The sequence below is a fragment of the Pseudomonas sp. FH1 genome, from assembly GCF_000510895.2.
In the GTDB taxonomy this organism is placed as follows: domain Bacteria; phylum Pseudomonadota; class Gammaproteobacteria; order Pseudomonadales; family Pseudomonadaceae; genus Aquipseudomonas; species Aquipseudomonas azotoformans_A.
In genome coordinates this window covers 81,674-98,965 of the sequence record NZ_AOHM01000022.1, presented here as the reverse complement: position 1 = coordinate 98,965, position 17,292 = coordinate 81,674, and the positions used below count along the sequence as shown (strand labels likewise).

13 protein-coding genes are annotated in these 17,292 nt (G+C 60.9%); 1 reads left to right on the top strand and 12 read right to left on the bottom strand.

Features of this window, described 5'->3' with window-relative positions:
• Positions 1-21 precede the first annotated feature (21 nt).
• Positions 22-1,296 carry an MFS transporter gene (locus H096_RS09185; protein WP_082461496.1) on the top strand — a complete coding sequence of 425 codons (1,275 nt, stop codon included), beginning with the start codon at positions 22-24 and terminating at the stop codon, positions 1,294-1,296.
• Between the two features lie 24 nt (positions 1,297-1,320).
• On the opposite strand, the gene H096_RS09180 is transcribed toward H096_RS09185, so the two are convergent.
• The 12 genes from H096_RS09180 to pilM form a co-directional block, all read right to left on the bottom strand.
• Positions 1,321-2,592: a type II toxin-antitoxin system HipA family toxin gene (locus H096_RS09180; protein ID WP_033897767.1), complete on the bottom strand. Its 1,272-nt coding sequence runs from the start codon at positions 2,590-2,592 to the stop codon at positions 1,321-1,323.
• On the bottom strand, positions 2,585-2,836 hold the full coding sequence (locus H096_RS09175; protein ID WP_033897766.1) for a helix-turn-helix domain-containing protein: 252 nt from the start codon (positions 2,834-2,836) through the stop codon (positions 2,585-2,587). The genes H096_RS09180 and H096_RS09175 overlap by 8 nt, the downstream gene beginning before the upstream one ends.
• Before the next feature lie 134 nt (positions 2,837-2,970).
• Entirely contained in the window at positions 2,971-4,038 is a 1,068-nt protein-coding gene (gene hemE / locus H096_RS09170; RefSeq protein ID WP_033897765.1) for a uroporphyrinogen decarboxylase, read from the bottom strand.
• 109 nt (positions 4,039-4,147) lie between these two features.
• Positions 4,148-5,566, bottom strand: a complete 1,419-nt coding sequence (locus H096_RS09165) for an FAD-dependent oxidoreductase (protein WP_033897764.1) — start codon at positions 5,564-5,566, stop codon at positions 4,148-4,150.
• Between the two features lie 32 nt (positions 5,567-5,598).
• A complete protein-coding gene (gltB, locus tag H096_RS09160; protein WP_033897763.1) occupies positions 5,599-10,044 on the bottom strand; it encodes a glutamate synthase large subunit in 4,446 nt (1,481 codons plus the stop codon).
• Between the two features lie 353 nt (positions 10,045-10,397).
• Positions 10,398-11,963: an AAA family ATPase gene (locus H096_RS09150; protein WP_033897762.1), complete on the bottom strand. Its 1,566-nt coding sequence runs from the start codon at positions 11,961-11,963 to the stop codon at positions 10,398-10,400.
• A gap of 10 nt (positions 11,964-11,973) precedes the next feature.
• Positions 11,974-13,074, bottom strand: coding sequence for a 3-dehydroquinate synthase (gene aroB / locus H096_RS09145; protein WP_033897761.1), 1,101 nt, complete (start codon positions 13,072-13,074; stop codon positions 11,974-11,976).
• A gap of 125 nt (positions 13,075-13,199) precedes the next feature.
• Positions 13,200-13,718: a shikimate kinase AroK gene (aroK, locus tag H096_RS09140; RefSeq protein ID WP_016979191.1), complete on the bottom strand. Its 519-nt coding sequence runs from the start codon at positions 13,716-13,718 to the stop codon at positions 13,200-13,202.
• A gap of 4 nt (positions 13,719-13,722) precedes the next feature.
• Complete coding sequence (locus H096_RS09135) at positions 13,723-15,048, bottom strand: type IV pilus secretin PilQ family protein (RefSeq protein WP_033897760.1); 1,326 nt, start codon at positions 15,046-15,048, stop codon at positions 13,723-13,725.
• A gap of 69 nt (positions 15,049-15,117) precedes the next feature.
• Positions 15,118-16,077, bottom strand: a complete 960-nt coding sequence (locus tag H096_RS09130; protein ID WP_033897759.1) for a pilus assembly protein PilP — start codon at positions 16,075-16,077, stop codon at positions 15,118-15,120.
• The gene (locus tag H096_RS09125) at positions 16,074-16,628 is read right to left on the bottom strand and encodes a PilN domain-containing protein (RefSeq protein WP_033897758.1); all 555 of its coding nucleotides are present in this window, start codon (positions 16,626-16,628) and stop codon (positions 16,074-16,076) included. Before H096_RS09125 ends, H096_RS09130 begins: the two co-directional genes overlap by 4 nt.
• Positions 16,625-17,278, bottom strand: coding sequence for a type IV pilus assembly protein PilM (pilM, locus tag H096_RS09120; RefSeq protein WP_051421990.1), 654 nt, complete (start codon positions 17,276-17,278; stop codon positions 16,625-16,627). The genes H096_RS09125 and pilM overlap by 4 nt, the downstream gene beginning before the upstream one ends.
• Positions 17,279-17,292: the final 14 nt, after the last annotated feature.

Genomic DNA, 17,292 nt, shown 5'->3' with positions numbered 1-17,292 from the left:
CTCTTCCTCCCCGAGGTCCCCTTGAAAGCTGCTGTCGCTCCACTCGCTCAAGACGTACCGCCTACCGCCCTGGATGAAGTGGTGGCCCAGCTCAATGACGAGTTCATCGAAAAAGGCACGCCGATGTTCATGCGCACGGTGCTGGCGCTGTTCTCCGGTGGTTTCGCCACCTTTGCGCTGCTGTATTGCGTGCAGCCGATGATGCCGGCGCTGTCCCACGAATTTTCCATCAATGCGGCACAAAGCAGCCTGATCCTGTCGGTGGCCACGGCGATGCTCGCCTGTGGCCTGTTAATCACCGGACCGATTTCCGACCGCCTGGGGCGCAAGCCGGTGATGGTCTCCGCGCTGTTCTGCGCCGCATTAGCCACCATCGCCAGCGGTCTGATGCCGACCTGGGAAGGCATCCTGTTCATGCGTGCACTGGTGGGCTTGTCGCTGAGCGGCCTGGCCGCCGTGGCGATGACCTACCTGAGCGAGGAGATCCATCCGCAGCACATCGGCCTGGCCATGGGTTTGTACATCGGCGGCAACGCGATTGGCGGCATGAGCGGGCGCCTGATCATCGGCGTGTTGATCGACTTCGTCAGTTGGCACACCGCTATGCTGATCATCGGCGCCCTGGCGTTGATCGCCGCAACCGTGTTCTGGAAAATCCTCCCCGAATCGCGCAACTTCCGCGCCACCAGCCTCAAGCCGCGCAGCCTGGTGGATGGCTTCGTCATGCACTTCAAGGACGCAGGCCTGCCCTGGCTGTTCCTCGAAGCGTTCCTGCTGATGGGCGCGTTCGTGACGATGTTCAACTACATCGGCTATCGCCTGCTGGCCGATCCCTACGACCTGAGCCAAGCCGTGGTCGGCTTGCTGTCGTTGGTGTACCTCTCGGGCATCTACAGCTCGGCAAAAATCGGCTCCCTCGCAGACCGCCTCGGCCGCCGCCGCGTGCTGTGGGGCACCATCGTATTGATGCTGGCCGGCATGGCCCTGACCCTGTTCACCCCGCTGTGGCTGGTGGTGCCGGGCATGCTGATCTTCACCTTCGGCTTCTTCGGCGCCCACTCGGTAGCCAGCAGCTGGATCGGCCGCCGCGCGGTGAAAGCCAAGGGGCAGGCGTCGTCGCTGTACCTGTTCTGCTACTACGTGGGGTCGAGTATTGCCGGGACAGCGGGCGGGTTCTTCTGGCATTTTGCCGGGTGGAATGGGATTGGGGCGTTCATCATCGCGCTGCTGATCGGCGCGTTGCTGGTGGCGTTGAAGTTGGCGAAGTTGCCGCCGTTGGGACAGGTAACGGCATAACGTTGTGTTAAAGAAAAAACCGCTTCATCGCGGTTTTTTCACCACAGGTTTTCGCTTCATCCCAGTGGACACCGAGTCATGGAGCGCCATGGCACGTCCCCCGTCCCACTCAGCTTGCATCGCCGAAAACAGTTCGACGTCGATGCGCGCCTGATGCGTACCGAGCGCCTCGGACATCGCCTCTGCGATTCGCTCGATGATCACACTCGGCTTCTCCACCGCACAGTACTTACGACCAAACTCCATTAGTTGCTGACGGTCTGGGTAAGCCTTCGTCTTGTTCATTTTGATTGCCAGGGTGCGATCAACCAATGAACGACCGGACTTGGGATTGTAATGCTCATACACGGTGGTCGTTGTGACATCGAATACCGGCGCCATTTGTACCGTTTCGCGGGCTCCCGGATGGGTATAGATCACACCAAAGTTTTTCAGGTGAGCATCACCGTTACGCACCATGACCGACAAGCAAACCGAAGAGAAAAACCGCTCAAGTTCACGCAGCGGTTCACCTTGCGCGCACACGTGGTTGATGACCGCAGCGAGGGTTTCGTAGCTCTGGGAGTACTTGTAATTGTCATGGGGATCTTTGTTGAGCCCCAACAACACGGCCATGTCTTCAAAACCAAGCCGCCCCGAGGGTGTCAGGTCAAAGCGCTCCATGACAAACAGATCGCCTCCTTCGGACAACCAGAAAGGCGGTGTCTCCATGCCCGCTATTCGGGCAGCTTCCATGCAGAGGAATTCGTTCTGGGCCAGGTGAGCGTACTCATCGGCGCCAGATTTCACGATCAGATCAGAACTGAGCATGGTTTTGCGGTTGCCCGCGAGCTTGTCCAGATCGGGTACCAGCACCTTGGGCTGCACGCCGGAAATGCCCGACTCGAAATACGTCTCTACCAGAAATTCAAATACGTGTTGAGAGCTGTCGGCTGACAGTATTTGCTGGAGCCCTACCTGAGCCTGTACGGGAACCGACGCCTCGGCAGGATTCTGGTACGTCAGCCGTCCAATCTGGTTCCCACCGATGATCGACAACAGGCGCATCTCATCCACCTGCATGTGTTTAGCCATCCGTCGCTTGATCTGATCGGCCAGAAAACCTTCTGGTACGTTCATATCGAAAATCGGATGCAGCACATTGCTGACTGAAGGCGTCGGGTCGTAGGGCATGACCAGCGATGCCTCACGCTCGGCATCAGCAGACACATAGGAAAACGCAAACTGCGAGCCCTTGGACAATTCGCCTGAATGTCCCTGAGGGGTGACAACGTTGAGCAATTTGACTCTACTCATCGTGCTCCACCAGATCAGCCAGGGATTTGAGATCAATGCGTTTATCGACGACTTCGAGTGCCATTCCCAAGGCAGAAATCACCCTGAACACGGTATACATCGCGACATTTTCACCCGCTTCAAGATCCATGATGGTCTTGCGGTTGCACTTGGCACGGTCCGCCAGTTGCGCTTGGCTATAGCCCTTGGCGCGACGCAGTTGCCGTATTCTTTCACCCAGCTCAGGTGGATTAACCAGCAACATGATGTCACCCAGAACGGACTTTTAAGATAGATACCGTGATTATGTCCGCAATAACGGACATTACAAGCACCTTACGTCCGCCCAACTCAAATAAAAACGCCCGGATAAACCGGGCGTTTTTCATTGGGCAACAATTATTCGTGATACTGCGCCGACAACTCATGCACCGCGCGCAGGAACGCACCCGCATGCTCCGGGTTCACTTCCGGGGTGATGCCATGGCCGAGGTTGAACACGTGCCCAGTGCCTTTGCCGTAGCTGGCGAGGATGCGGCCGACTTCGCTGCGGATCGCTTCCGGCTTGGCATACAGCACGGTCGGGTCCATGTTGCCTTGCAGGGCGACGCGGTTGCCCACGCGCTGGCGGGCTTCGCCAATATCGCAGGTCCAGTCCAGGCCCAGCGCATCGGCACCGGCGTCGGCAATGCTTTCCAGCCACAGGCCGCCACCCTTGGTGAACATGATTACCGGCACTTTGCGGCCTTCGTGTTCGCGGATCAGGCCGCTGACGATTTTGCGCATGTAGGCCAGGGAAAACTCCTGGTACGCCGCCGCCGACAGGTTGCCGCCCCAGGTGTCGAAAATCTGCACCGCTTGCGCACCGGCCATGATCTGGCCGTTGAGGTAGGCGGTGACCGACTGCGCCAGCTTATCCAGCAGCAGGTGCATGGCCTGTGGGTTGTCGTAGAGCATGGCCTTGGTCTTGCGGAAGTCTTTCGACGAGCCGCCTTCGACCATGTAGGTGGCCAAGGTCCAGGGGCTGCCGGAGAAGCCGATCAGCGGCACGCGGCCATTGAGCTCGCGGCGGATGGTGCTCACGGCGTCCATCACGTAGCCGAGGTCTTTGTGCGGATCCGGGATCGGCAGCGCTTCGATATCGGCCAGGGTGCTGACGACCTTCTTGAAACGCGGGCCTTCGCCGGTTTCAAAGTACAGGCCTTGGCCCATGGCGTCAGGGATGGTGAGGATGTCGGAGAAGAGGATGGCCGCGTCCAGTTGCGGGTAGCGGTCCAGCGGCTGCATCGTGACTTCGCAGGCGAACTCCGGGTTCATGCACAGGCTCATGAAGTCGCCGGCGTTGGCGCGACTGGCGCGGTATTCCGGCAGGTAGCGACCGGCCTGGCGCATCATCCACACAGGGGTGACGTCCACAGGTTGCTTGAGCAGGGCACGAAGGAAACGGTCGTTCTTGAGGGCAGTCATGTCGGCATCCGCAAAAAAAGTGCGGGCATTTTCTCAGAGCCAGACGCAAAAGGCACGGTATGAGCCGTGCCTTTTGTCTATCGGGTCAATTTGTCGCGGGTATCAGGGCTCAGACGCCCAGGTAATCCAGGATCCCTTCGGCAGCATTGCGCCCTTCGAAGATCGCCGTCACCACCAGGTCGGAACCACGCACCATGTCGCCACCGGCGAAGATCTTCGGGTTGCTGGTCTGATGCTTGTACTGGCCTTGTTCCGGGGCCACGACGCGGCCCTGGCTGTCGGTCTGGATCTGGAACTGCTCGAACCACGGCGCCGGGCTTGGGCGGAAACCGAAAGCAATGACCACGGCATCCGCCGGGATGATTTCTTCGGAGCCCGGGATCGGCTCAGGGCTGCGACGGCCACGGGCGTCTGGTTCGCCGAGACGGGTCTCGACCACCTTCACGCCTTCGACGCGGTCTTCACCGACAATCGCAATCGGCTGGCGGTTGTAGAGGAATTTCACGCCTTCTTCCTTGGCGTTCTTCACCTCTTTGCGCGAGCCCGGCATGTTGGCTTCGTCACGGCGATAGGCACAGGTCACCGACTTGGCGCCCTGGCGGATCGAGGTGCGGTTGCAGTCCATCGCGGTGTCGCCACCGCCCAGCACCACAACCTTCTTGCCTTTCATGTCGACGAAATCTTCCGGCGACTTTTCAAAGCCCAGGTTGCGATTCACGTTGGCGATCAGGAAGTCCAGCGCGTCATACACGCCCGGCAGGTCCTCACCGGCAAAACCGCCCTTCATGTAGGTGTAGGTGCCCATGCCCATGAACACAGCATCGTATTCTTCGAGCAGTTGCTCCATGGTCACGTCTTTGCCGATTTCGGTGTTCAGGCGGAACTCGATACCCATACCGGTGAACACTTCACGACGGTTGCTCAGGACGGTTTTTTCCAGCTTGAACTCGGGGATGCCGAAGGTCAGCAGGCCGCCGATTTCCGGGTTCTTGTCGAACACCACCGGGGTCACGCCGCCACGCACCAGCACGTCGGCGCAGCCCAGGCCGGCAGGACCGGCGCCGATGATGGCGACGCGCTTGCCGGTCGGCTTGACCTTGGACATGTCCGGACGCCAGCCCATGGCGAACGCGGTGTCGGTGATGTACTTCTCCACCGAACCGATGGTCACCGCGCCGAAGCCGTCGTTAAGGGTGCACGCACCCTCGCACAGACGGTCCTGCGGGCACACCCGGCCGCAGACTTCCGGCAGCGTGTTGGTCTGGTGCGACAGCTCGGCGGCGGCGAGGATGTTGCCCTCGGCCACCAACTTGAGCCAGTTGGGAATGAAGTTGTGCACCGGGCACTTCCATTCGCAATACGGGTTACCGCAACCCAGGCAGCGGTGGGCCTGGTCGGCCGAGTGCTGGGGTTTGAAGGGTTCGTAGATTTCCACGAACTCTTTCTTGCGTTGACGCAACAGTTTCTTCTTCGGATCTTTGCGCCCGACATCGATGAACTGGAAGTCGTTATTCAGACGTTCAGCCATGTTAAAACCTCATCAAACTCTTCAGGCGCATATCACTGCGGGTTGGCACGGATGCTGGAAAGCAACGATTTCAGGTTGGCAGCCTTGGGCTTGACCAGCCAGAAACGACGCAGGTAATCATCGAGGTTTTCGGCGAGGTTGCGGCCCCATTCGCTGCCGGTTTCCTCGACGTACTCGTCCAGCACGTGCTGCAAGTGGTTCCGGTAGGATTCCATGGCTTCGCCGCTGATCCGCTGGATCTCGACCAACTCGTGGTTGACCTTGTCGACGAAGGTGTTGTCCTGGTCGAGCACGTAGGCGAAACCGCCGGTCATGCCCGAACCGAAGTTGTAACCGGTCTTGCCCAGTACCGCGACAAAGCCCCCGGTCATGTACTCGCAGCAGTGATCGCCAGTGCCTTCCACCACGGTGTGGGCACCGGAGTTACGCACGGCGAAACGCTCACCGGCGGTGCCGGCGGCGAACAGCTTGCCACCGGTGGCGCCGTACAAGCAGGTGTTGCCGATGATGGCACTGTCCTGAGTCTTGTAGACGCTGCCTTTTGGCGGAACGATCACCAGCTTGCCGCCGGTCATGCCCTTGCCCACGTAGTCGTTGGCGTCACCTTCCAGGTACATGTGCAGGCCGCCGGCGTTCCACACGCCAAAGCTCTGGCCCGCAGTGCCCTTGAAGCGGAAGGTGATCGGCGCCTTGGCCATGCCCTGGTTGCCGTGCTTGCGCGCGATTTCGCCGGAGATGCGTGCGCCGATGGAACGGTCGCAGTTGCAGATATCCAGGGCGAATTCGCCACCGCTGGCATCGTTGATCGACGAACCGGCGATTTCCACCATCTTTTCGGCCAGCAGGCCTTTGTCGAAGGGCGGGTTGCGCTCGACGCCGCAGAACTGCGGTTTGTCGGCCGGAATGTGATCGCTGCCCAACAGCGGCGTGAGGTCCAGGTGATGTTGCTTGGCGGTCTGGCCTTCAAGGATTTCCAACAGGTCGGTGCGACCGATCAGCTCTTCGAGGGAACGCACGCCCAGCTTGGCCAGCCACTCACGGGTCTCTTCGGCGACGTAGGTGAAGAAGTTCACCACCATGTCGACGGTGCCGATGTAGTGATCCTTGCGCAGCTTTTCGTTCTGAGTGGCGACACCGGTGGCGCAGTTGTTCAGGTGGCAGATGCGCAGGTATTTGCAGCCCAGGGCGATCATTGGCGCAGTCCCGAAGCCGAAGCTTTCGGCGCCGAGGATCGCGGCCTTGATCACGTCGAGGCCGGTTTTCAAGCCGCCGTCGGTCTGCACACGGACCTTGCCGCGCAGGTCGTTGCCGCGCAGGGTCTGGTGGGTTTCGGCCAAGCCGAGTTCCCACGGTGCGCCGGCGTACTTGATGGAGGTCAGCGGCGAAGCGCCGGTGCCGCCGTCGTAGCCGGAAATGGTGATCAGGTCGGCATAGGCCTTGGCCACGCCAGCGGCAATGGTGCCCACGCCGGCTTCTGCTACCAGCTTCACCGAGACCAGCGCCTGCGGGTTGACTTGTTTCAAGTCGAAAATCAGCTGCGACAAGTCTTCAATGGAGTAGATGTCGTGGTGCGGCGGAGGCGAGATCAGGGTCACACCCGGCACTGCGTAACGCAGCTTGGCGATCAGACCGTTGACCTTGCCGCCCGGCAGCTGGCCACCCTCACCGGGCTTGGCGCCCTGAGCCACCTTGATCTGCAGCACTTCGGCGTTGACCAGGTATTCCGGGGTCACACCGAAACGACCGGTCGCAACCTGCTTGATTTTCGAGCTTTTGATGGTGCCGTAGCGCGCCGGGTCTTCACCGCCTTCGCCGGAGTTGGAACGCGCACCCAGGCGGTTCATGGCTTCGGCCAGGGCTTCGTGAGCCTCAGGCGACAAGGCGCCCAGCGAGATACCGGCAGAGTCGAAGCGCTTGAGGATCGACTCCAGCGGCTCGACTTCGCTGATGTCCATCGGCGTGTCCAGGGTCTTCACCTTGAACAAATCGCGGATCATCGACACCGGGCGGTTGTCCACCAGCGAGGTGTATTCCTTGAACTTGGCGTAGTCGCCCTGCTGCACGGCGGCTTGCAGGGTGTTGACCACGTCCGGGTTGTAGGCGTGGTATTCGCCACCGTGCACGAACTTGAGCAGACCGCCTTGCTGGATCGGCTTTCGCGCGCTCCAGGCTTCGGCTGCCAGGGCTTTTTGCTCGGCTTCGATGTCGACGAAACGCGCGCCCTTGATACGGCTCGGCACGCCACGGAAGCTCAGGTCGCAAACCTCTTCGGACAGGCCGATGGCTTCGAACAGCTGTGCGCCGCGGTACGAGGTAACCGTGGAGATGCCCATCTTCGACAGGATCTTCAGCAAGCCCTTGGTGATGCCCTTACGGTAGTTCTTGAACACCTCGTAGAGGTCGCCCAGCACTTCACCGGTACGGATCAGGTCACCCAGCACTTCGTACGCGAGGAATGGGTACACCGCCGAGGCGCCGAAGCCGATCAGCACCGCGAAGTGATGCGGGTCGCGGGCGGTGGCGGTTTCCACAAGGATGTTGGAGTCGCAGCGCAGGCCTTTTTCGGTCAGGCGGTGGTGCACTGCGCCGGTCGCCAAGGAAGCGTGGATCGGCAGCTTGCCTGGTGCGATATGGCGGTCGGTCAACACGATCTGGGTACGACCGGCGCGCACGGCTTCTTCGGCCTGGTCAGCGACGTTGCGCACAGCGGCTTCAAGGCCGAGGCTTTCGTCGTAGTTCAGGTCGATGATCTGGCGGTCGAAGCCTGGGCGATCCAGGGTCATCAACGAGCGCCACTTGGCCGGGGAAATGACCGGCGAGCTGAGGATCACGCGGGAGGCGTGCTCAGGCGATTCCTGGAAGATGTTGCGCTCGGCACCGAGGCACACTTCCAGGGACATCACGATGGCTTCGCGCAGCGGGTCGATCGGCGGGTTGGTCACCTGTGCGAACTGCTGGCGGAAATAGTCGTACGGCGTGCGCACGCGCTGGGACAGCACGGCCATTGGCGTGTCATCGCCCATGGAACCGACCGCCTCGTAGCCTTGCTCGCCGAGCGGACGCAGCACCTGGTCGCGCTCTTCGAACGTGACCTGGTACATCTTCATGTATTGCTTGAGCTGGTCGACATCGTAGAAAGCCGAACCGTGGTCGTTGTCTTCCATGGTCGCCTGGATGCGCAGGGCGTTCTTGCGCAGCCATTGCTTGTACGGGTGACGGGACTTCAGGCGGTTGTCGATGGCGTCGGTGTCGAGGATCTGACCGGTTTCGGTGTCCACGGCCAAAATCTGGCCAGGGCCCACGCGGCCTTTGGCGATAACGTCTTCAGGCTTGTAGTCCCACACGCCGATTTCCGACGCGAGGGTGATGAAGCCGTTGGTGGTGGTGACCCAACGCGCCGGGCGCAGACCGTTACGGTCAAGCAGGCACACCGCGTAGCGGCCGTCAGTCATGACCACGCCGGCCGGGCCGTCCCACGGTTCCATGTGCATCGAGTTGTACTCGTAGAACGCACGCAGGTCCGGGTCCATGGTTTCGACGTTCTGCCACGCTGGCGGAATGATCATGCGCACGCCACGGAACAGGTCGATGCCGCCGGTGACCATCAGTTCGAGCATGTTGTCCATGCTGGAGGAGTCGGAACCCACGCGGTTAACCAGCGGGCCGAGCTCTTCCAGGTCCATCAAATCGTTGGCGAACTTGGTGCGACGGGCCACGGCCCAGTTGCGGTTGCCGGTGATGGTGTTGATCTCGCCGTTGTGGGCGAGGAAGCGGAATGGCTGGGCTAGCGGCCATTTCGGCAGGGTGTTGGTGGAGAAGCGCTGGTGGAACACGCAGATTGCGGTTTGCAGGCGCTCATCGCTCAGGTCTGGATAGAAGGCGGTGAGGTCCGCCGGCATCATCAGGCCTTTATAAATGATGGTCTTGTGCGAAAAGCTGCAGATGTAGTGGTCGGTGTCGGCGGCGTTGGAAACCGACGAACGACGACGCGAGGTGAACAGCTTGATCGCCATGTCCTGGTCGCTCAGGCCTTCGCCGGCGATGAACACTTGTTCGATCTGTGGCAGGCGCTCCAAGGCCAGGCGGCCGAGTACGCTGGTGTCGATTGGCACTTTGCGCCAGCCGACGAGTTGCAGGCCGGCGGCCAGGATCTCGCGGTTCATGTTCTCGCGGGCGGCTTCGGCCTTGACCGGGTCCTGGTTGAAAAACACCATGCCCACGGCGTACTGCTTGGGCAGGTCGACCGCAAATTGCTCTTTTGCGACAGCGCGCAGGAACTGGTCGGGCTTTTGAATCAGCAAGCCACAACCGTCACCGGTCTTGCCGTCGGCGTTGATCCCACCGCGGTGGGTCATGCAGGTCAGGGCCTCGATGGCCGTTTGCAAAAGGGTATGACTGGGCTCGCCCTGCATATGGGCTATCAGGCCGAAACCGCAGTTATCCTTGAATTCATCGGGTTGGTACAGACCTGCTTTCATAGACACTTTCTCACCAGGCTGCCTCTTATATCGAGGCAAATTTCTTTTCAATTCAACCGGTTACCTTCCACGCCGAACGTACGCCGGCTTAGCGGGGGCAAAAGGGAGGTCATTGTACACACCGACACAGACGCTCACAAATTTAGCGACGAAATGTCGCAAATCTATGTCGCATTTATGAAAGGTTTAAAGCGATATGCTGTGCTAGTCAAAACTTTTTTAATTCTGACCGCTACGACTCAAAAGCTACTGTGACGCAGACACCACAAAGCGCGCGGTCTCTAGAGACTGCACGCACTTGCGGTTATTTTTTGAGGTGCCGGGAGGGCGGCCTGGGTAAGGCCGCCGGATCTTCAGCGAGTTGTTGCGAGTTCTTGTTGAACGCTGGCAACAGTGCGAGGCCAAGGTTTACCAGCCTGGACCTTCGCTGGCAAGGTTTTGATCGCAGAATCGGCGGCTGCACGGCTGGAGAAGTTGCCGTAGGTGATCACGTAGAGAGGCTTGCCGTTGAGCACTTTCTTGAAATAACGGTACTCGCCGCCCTGCTCTTTCACGAACGCCTGGGCGTTGGCTTCGGAGCTGGTGCCGAGAATCTGCACCACGAAGTTGCCGGTCGGCTGGCTGGCGTACCAGCTGCCGCCAGCAGCGCCGCCTTTAGCAACGGTGGCGGCCGGTTTTTCAGCAGGCTTGGCAGCCGCAGCCGGTGCTGGCTTGGCGGCTGGCGCAGGCGCGACCGGCTTGGTTACAGGCGCTGGCTTGGCGGTGGCGACAGTCGGTGCCGGAGTCGGCTTGGCAACCGCAGCCGGCTGGCCCGCTGGAACGCCCGCAGGCGGCGCAGTGGTGGTCACGGTAGGTGGTGTGGCGCTGGAGCCTTCCAGCGGCACGCCGTCGTCGCCTTCGGAGATGCCACCGGCTTCTTCGGCGAGCGGACCGCGCATCACAGGCTGGCCGACCATCGGCAGGTTGGTCGGTTGGCCGGAGTTGGCGAACTCGACGTTTGGCGTGGGCTTGCCCAGTGGCAACTGCGCCTGTTCGGTTGGCGCGCCGGCCGTGGTCGGTGCCTTGCTGCGGCCTGGAATCAACCAGGCGGCGGCGACAGCGACCACGACAACGGCGGAAATAGCCAATACGTGTTTCTTAGGCATAGTGAACCCCATCTTTGGACGCTTGACCGCAGTGCGGCTGGCAATCATGGCTTCGATCATGGCATCGCGGGCAACCTGGTTGATGGTGCCAGGCCAGCCGTCGGAGCTTTCGTGAATATCAGAGATCTGCTGAGCGGAGAAAAGTTCGATACCGGCCCCTGCGCCTTCAAGGCGTTGAGCCAGGTATTCGCGGGTTTCTTCCTCTTCGTACGGCTGCAGCTCGATGACGTGGAACAGCTCCTGGTCACCGCTGATCTGCTCCAACTCGGCGATCAGCGACGACTCACCAAACAGGAACACGTGCGGGCGACCTTCCGGCGTACCGGCTGCCAGCGCCAGCAGCGCTTCCAGGGCGGATTCGTCGAGCTGCTCGGCGTCATCCACCAGCAGGTAGACTTCCTGGCCGGTCAGGCCCAGCTGCACCACTTGCTTGAGGATCGCATTCGGCTCGGCAGTCGCTACATCCAGCGCCTGGGCGACTTGGCGCAGCACGCCCGCCGCATCACCGGCACCACGGGCCGACACCACCACACTCTGCACCGACTGCTTGTTGGTGCTGGCCACCAGGGCCTGGCGCAGCAGGGTCTTGCCGCTGCCCAGCGGGCCGGTCACGACCAGCAGCAGCTGACTGTAACGTGCGAGGTGGTGCAGCTGGCCAAGCACTGGCTTGCGCTGGGCCGGGAAAAATTTGAAGCCAGGCACCCGTGGAGCAAAAGGGTCGTGGCTTAACTGGTAATGGCCGAGGAACGCCTCGTCGGCATGCAAACTAGTCATCGGGATCTTATTAACCTTTAAGCTGGGCCAGGGCGCGGTAATCCGCTCCCAGCGTGGCCTGTAAAATCTCTTTCGGATAATCGTCGGTCACCACCGCTTCGCCCATGTGGCGCAGCAGCACCAGTCGCAGTCGACCGTCGATCACTTTCTTGTCTATTGCCATATGTTCGAGGAAATCCGCCTCAGTCATCTCCTCCGGCGGGATCACCGGCAAACCGGCGCGCTGGAACAGGCGGATGCCGCGATCACGCTCCTCGGCGCTGATCCAGCCCAGGCGCTGCGACATCTCCAATGCCATCACGGTGCCAGCCGCTACAGCCTCCCCGTGCAACCACACACCATAGCCCATGTGGGTTTCGATCGCATGGCCGAAGGTGTGGCCCAGGTTGAGGGTGGCCCGTACACCGGACTCCCGTTCGTCGGCATTCACCACCAGCGCCTTGGCGGCGCAGGAGCGGGAAATCGCTTCGGTGAGTGCTACTTGGTCAAGGTTGCGCAACGCGTCGACGTGTTCTTCCAGCCAGGCCAGGAACGGCTCATCGCAGATCAACCCGTACTTGATGACTTCCGCCAGGCCCGCCGACAGCTCGCGCGGCGGCAAGGTGTTGAGGGTCGCGGTGTCGATCAGCACGGCTTGAGGCTGGTAGAACGCGCCCACCATGTTCTTGCCCAGCGGGTGATTGATGCCGGTCTTGCCGCCCACCGACGAATCGACCTGGGACAGCAACGTGGTCGGCACTTGGATAAAGTCCACGCCACGCTGGTAACAGGCCGCCGCAAAGCCGGCCATGTCGCCGATCACGCCGCCGCCCAGGGCGATCACGGTGGTGCGGCGGTCATGACGTGCGGTGAGCAGGCCATCAAAGATCAGTTGCAGGGTTTCCCAGTTCTTGTGGGCTTCGCCGTCGGGCAGGATCACGGAGATCACCGAATAGGCCGACAGGCTGCGGCTCAGACGCTCAAGATACAGCGGCGCGACCGTTTCGTTGGAGATGATCGCCACTTGCCGCCCGGCAATATGCGGTGCGAGCAACTCGGGCTGGTCCAGCAGACCTTCGCCAATATGGATCGGGTAGCTGCGCTCGCCTAGATCGACCTTAAGTGTCTGCATGTGTCCCCGCGTTAGAGATATTGTGACGACCGATGACGTCACGTTCTGACGTCACCTGATGGCTCTACGCCACACCCCACAGGGTGATAGCGCGCCGCCGAGAATAGCGCATTTCGAGCCGGGCTTTAACGGGGTGGCAGCCGTTGCAGGCGCTCAAGAATGTCGAGGACCACCATCCGAGGTGGCCGCTCATCGGTTTCCACCACCAGATCGGCGATTTCCCGATACAGGGGATCGCGCAGCGTGAGCAGGTCCCGCAGGGTTTTTTCCGGGTTGGCCGTGCGCAGCAACGGGCGATTGCGATCGCGGGCGGTGCGGCCCACCTGCTGCTCGACCGACGCATGCAGATAGACCACCCGACCACCGGCATGCAGCGCGCGGCGGTTTTCTTCGCGCATCACTGCGCCGCCGCCGGTGGCCAATACCACGCCGTCGAGGCCGCACAGCTCGGCGATCATCGCCTGCTCGCGGTCACGAAAGCCCAGCTCGCCTTCCTTATCGAAGATCCATGGGATATTGGCACCCGTGCGCAATTCAATTTCCTTGTCGGAATCTTTGAACGGCAGGCGCAGCTCTTTGGCCAGCAAACGGCCGATGGTGCTTTTTCCAGCGCCCATCGGTCCTACAAGAATCAAATTTCGCACAGAATCAACGACTCACAGCAATCGCCTGGTTATTCATAATACGCGGAGTCAGGAATACCAGCAGCTCGGATTTTTTCTCCGCCAGCACATCGCGCCGGAAAAGGCGGCCAAGATACGGCACATCGCCCAAAAATGGCACTTTATCTACCACTTTGCTTTGGGTATTGGAGAAAACCCCGCCGATGACGATGGTCTCGCCGTCCTTGACCAGCACCTTGGCGTTGACCTCGTTCTTCTTGATCGGTGGTACGTCGTTGAGTTTGTTCAGGTAGTCGGGCTCGTCCTTGGTGACCTTGACCTCCATGATCACACGGTCATCCGGGGTGATTTGCGGGGTGACTTCCAGCGATAGCGAGGCCTCCTTGAATGAAACCGACGTAGCGCCACTGGAGCTGGATTCCTGATAGGGAATCTCGGTGCCCTTGAGGATGCGCGCGGTTTCCTTGTCGGACGTGACCACCTTGGGTTGCGAGACGATTTCACCGTTGCCGGTTTTCTCCATGGCGGTGAGTTCCAGGTCCAGCAGCAGGTTGTCGGTGATATAGGCGATGCCCAGGCCCGAAGTGCCGGTGAGTGACCCCAAGTCCACGAAAGGCGAACTGGGTGGATTTTCCGGCGGTTCCGCGCCTTCAGACAGGGGCTTCGGAATGCCTCCCGCGCCCCAGTTGCCCCGATTGAGCCGGCCACCCCAACGTGCGCCCAGGCTTTTGTCGTAATCGACATTGGCCTCGACAATCCGCGCCTCGATCATCACCTGGCGTACCGGAATATCCAGCTGTGCCACGATCCGCCGCAGCTCCTCCAGCCGCTCAACGGTCTGGTAGGCGATGATGTTGTTGGTGCGATCATCCACCGCCACCGAACCGCGCTCATCGGTCACGCCTTCAAGGCCGGTGACCGACTGGAACAACTTGGCCAGGTCCGCCGCCTTGGCGTAATTGACTTGCAGCAGCTCCCGGCGCAACGGCGCCAATTCGGCCATCTGTTTGCGCGATTCCAGCGTCAGCAGCTCACGCGCAGCCAGTTCCTCGGCCGGCGCCACCAGCAACACACCGGCCTTGACCCGCTTGTCTAGACCCTTGGCTTGCAGCACCAGGTCCAGCGCCTGATCCCAGGGCACCTCCTTGAGACGCAGGGTGATCGAGCCTTGCACATCATCGCTGGCAACCAAGTTGAGGCCCGCCACATCGGCAATTTGTTGCAACGCGGTGCGCAACTCGATGCTCTGGAAGTTGAGGGTGATCTTATCGCCTGTGTAGGCGCTCAGTGTACCGACGCCGGGTGGCGGCAACTGGATCAGATCCACACGATTGGGCACAGCAGCAGCCATCGGTGCCGTGAACGCTATCCATAGCGCCACACCGAAGGACGAGAAAGTCCTTTTCATTGTTTGATTCCGTTATGAGTTGATGTTTAACAACAAGGTTCGCGGGCGTTCCAGCCATGCGCCCTGACCATCGGGAAACAGCTCGACCAGTTCTATAGCGCGCTCATGGATGGCCGTGATCCGACCATGGTCCGGCCCCAAGTAGTCTCCGACCGCCAGGCGATGGACCTTGGAGGCAGCACGTAGCAAGGCAAAAACCTGCACCCCACGGGACAGCGTGCCGACCATTTCAAACTGGTCAACCGCGAGGCTTTCCAGCACGCCACGCGGTCGGGTGAGATCCGGCGCCCGGGCCGGCCGCCCCTTCACAGGGTCGACCTGCGCTGCGAGCAGTTGAAAGGGATCACGCAACCCCGACAAGCCGTAGGCAAAAAGCTGTCGCGGTGCACGCTGCCCGCCGCCCTGCGCATGCCAGTAAGTCTTGACCAGCTGGTCCAGACGCAGCAGCTTGCCATCACGCCGCAGGGCCATATCGTGCACCGTAGCGATGCGCGACAGGCTGCCCAGACCCGTGAGGAACATTGCCAGATCGTGATAAGTGCCCATGACGCCGACCTGCACGAGTTGTTCGTGAAAGAACGGCTGAGACTCCTCATCCAACGGCGTGACGCTCTCGACCAGCAAACCATTGGCCAGTGCCAGGCGCGCGATATCTTCGAGCAAGCCAGGCATTTCGGACTCGCCGGGCAACGCCTGCGTTAGTTCATTGACCTTAACTTGCATCCGTTGAAGCTGCTGTGCGCGCGCTTCAAGGCTGGCGGCCAGGCCAGTCTTGTGTGCGATTTGCTGTTGTAGGGCCACTTCCCGCGCTTCGACCTGACGCAACCGCTCCCGCGAAGGGCTCAGGTACACAAGGTCGCCCACCACAAACACCACGCCCGCCAGCGCACAGCCCAACAGGGCCTTGCCAGGTAGGGGCCATTTTGCAGCGTTGTGAGTGAGTGCAGAAAGATTGAGCCTTGGCAGGCTCAAGGTTGAGCCTCGGAGGACTCTCCCTGACGCACCATCAGCTGGAATTCATTGTTACCGCGCGCGCCATCCGTTCGCACATGCTGCAGACGCGTGGAATGGGCACCTTCCGCCGCCTCCAGGCGACGCATCAATTGGGCGACGTCCTGGCTGGACTCAGCGCTGCCGCTGATACTGACCGTATCGCCCTTGGCGACCACTTCATGCAGGTGCACGCCGTCGGGGACCGCGCGCGCCAGTTGGTCCAATAGCTGCGCGCCTGGCGAGCGGGCATCGTGCAGGTCTTGCACGACTTTCATGCGCTGGGCCAATTGCTGGCTTTGCTCCTGCAGATCGTCGATGGTCTTGATGCGTGAATCCAGGCCGATGACCTCCTTGCCCAGATGGTCATTGCGGGTCACTTGACGATCGATGGCCTGGTCGATGACCTGGTCCGCCAGCCACACGGTCGCGAGCGCCGCACAGGCGAACGCCAGCAAGCACGCCAGTAGATACTTGCGTCGCCGCTCTGCCAGCGCCTGACGCCAAGGCAGTAGGTTGATTCGTGTCTTCAAGCGAAACTCCTCAGGGCCAACCCGCAAGCAATTCCCATCCCCTGGGCATCCACGGCCCATTGTGCACCATCGACGCGATGGCTCGGCGTGAAGCTGGCGAAATCCTGACGGCAAGCGCGCGCCAATGCAAACGCTTCGATATCGATCACCTTCGGCACCAGCCCCGCCAGGGTCAAAACCGCCTCGCGGGCCTCCACGTGTTCCTTCAAGCATGCAGCCAGCAGTACCTCGACCCGACTCGGATCCAGGGCCGTCGGCCCGCGCACTTGAAAGTCGATAGCCACATCATCCAGCGGATAAGGAATGTACTGGTCCGCCTCCATCTGGATCATCCAGGTCATCTCATCATCAGAGAGCCCGGCGTCCATCTCGATCATCCGCGTGATCACCGAGGGCCCGGACACCGCAGCGACAGCACCACGAACCGAAGTCGACAATCGCGACCACGCGCTGCGCAGGGCGCGCCCTACCCCTTCTAGATCAAGGAAGGTGCTGTCGACTACCGCTTGCGCCGGCAGCGCTTGCGTGACGTAGCCTTGAACGTTGTAGCCTGAAGCTGAACGGCCCAGCTCGATCAAGCGGATGGCCGTGTCATTGATGTCAACACCCAGCAAGGCGCCGCCTTTTCCCGTGAAAAATCCCTTTCCCATAAAACTCCCTAAAG

Coding starts and splice junctions, on each gene's coding strand:
- H096_RS09175 (WP_033897766.1), bottom strand. CDS start 2,836: ATGTTGCTGGTTAATCCACCTGAGCTGGGTGAAAGAATACGGCAACTG.
- gltB (WP_033897763.1), bottom strand. CDS start 10,044: ATGAAAGCAGGTCTGTACCAACCCGATGAATTCAAGGATAACTGCGGT.
- H096_RS09180 (WP_033897767.1), bottom strand. CDS start 2,592: ATGAGTAGAGTCAAATTGCTCAACGTTGTCACCCCTCAGGGACATTCA.
- aroB (WP_033897761.1), bottom strand. CDS start 13,074: ATGCAGACACTTAAGGTCGATCTAGGCGAGCGCAGCTACCCGATCCAT.
- H096_RS09135 (WP_033897760.1), bottom strand. CDS start 15,048: ATGGCTGCTGCTGTGCCCAATCGTGTGGATCTGATCCAGTTGCCGCCA.
- pilM (WP_051421990.1), bottom strand. CDS start 17,278: ATGGGAAAGGGATTTTTCACGGGAAAAGGCGGCGCCTTGCTGGGTGTT.
- H096_RS09150 (WP_033897762.1), bottom strand. CDS start 11,963: ATGACTAGTTTGCATGCCGACGAGGCGTTCCTCGGCCATTACCAGTTA.
- H096_RS09165 (WP_033897764.1), bottom strand. CDS start 5,566: ATGGCTGAACGTCTGAATAACGACTTCCAGTTCATCGATGTCGGGCGC.
- hemE (WP_033897765.1), bottom strand. CDS start 4,038: ATGACTGCCCTCAAGAACGACCGTTTCCTTCGTGCCCTGCTCAAGCAA.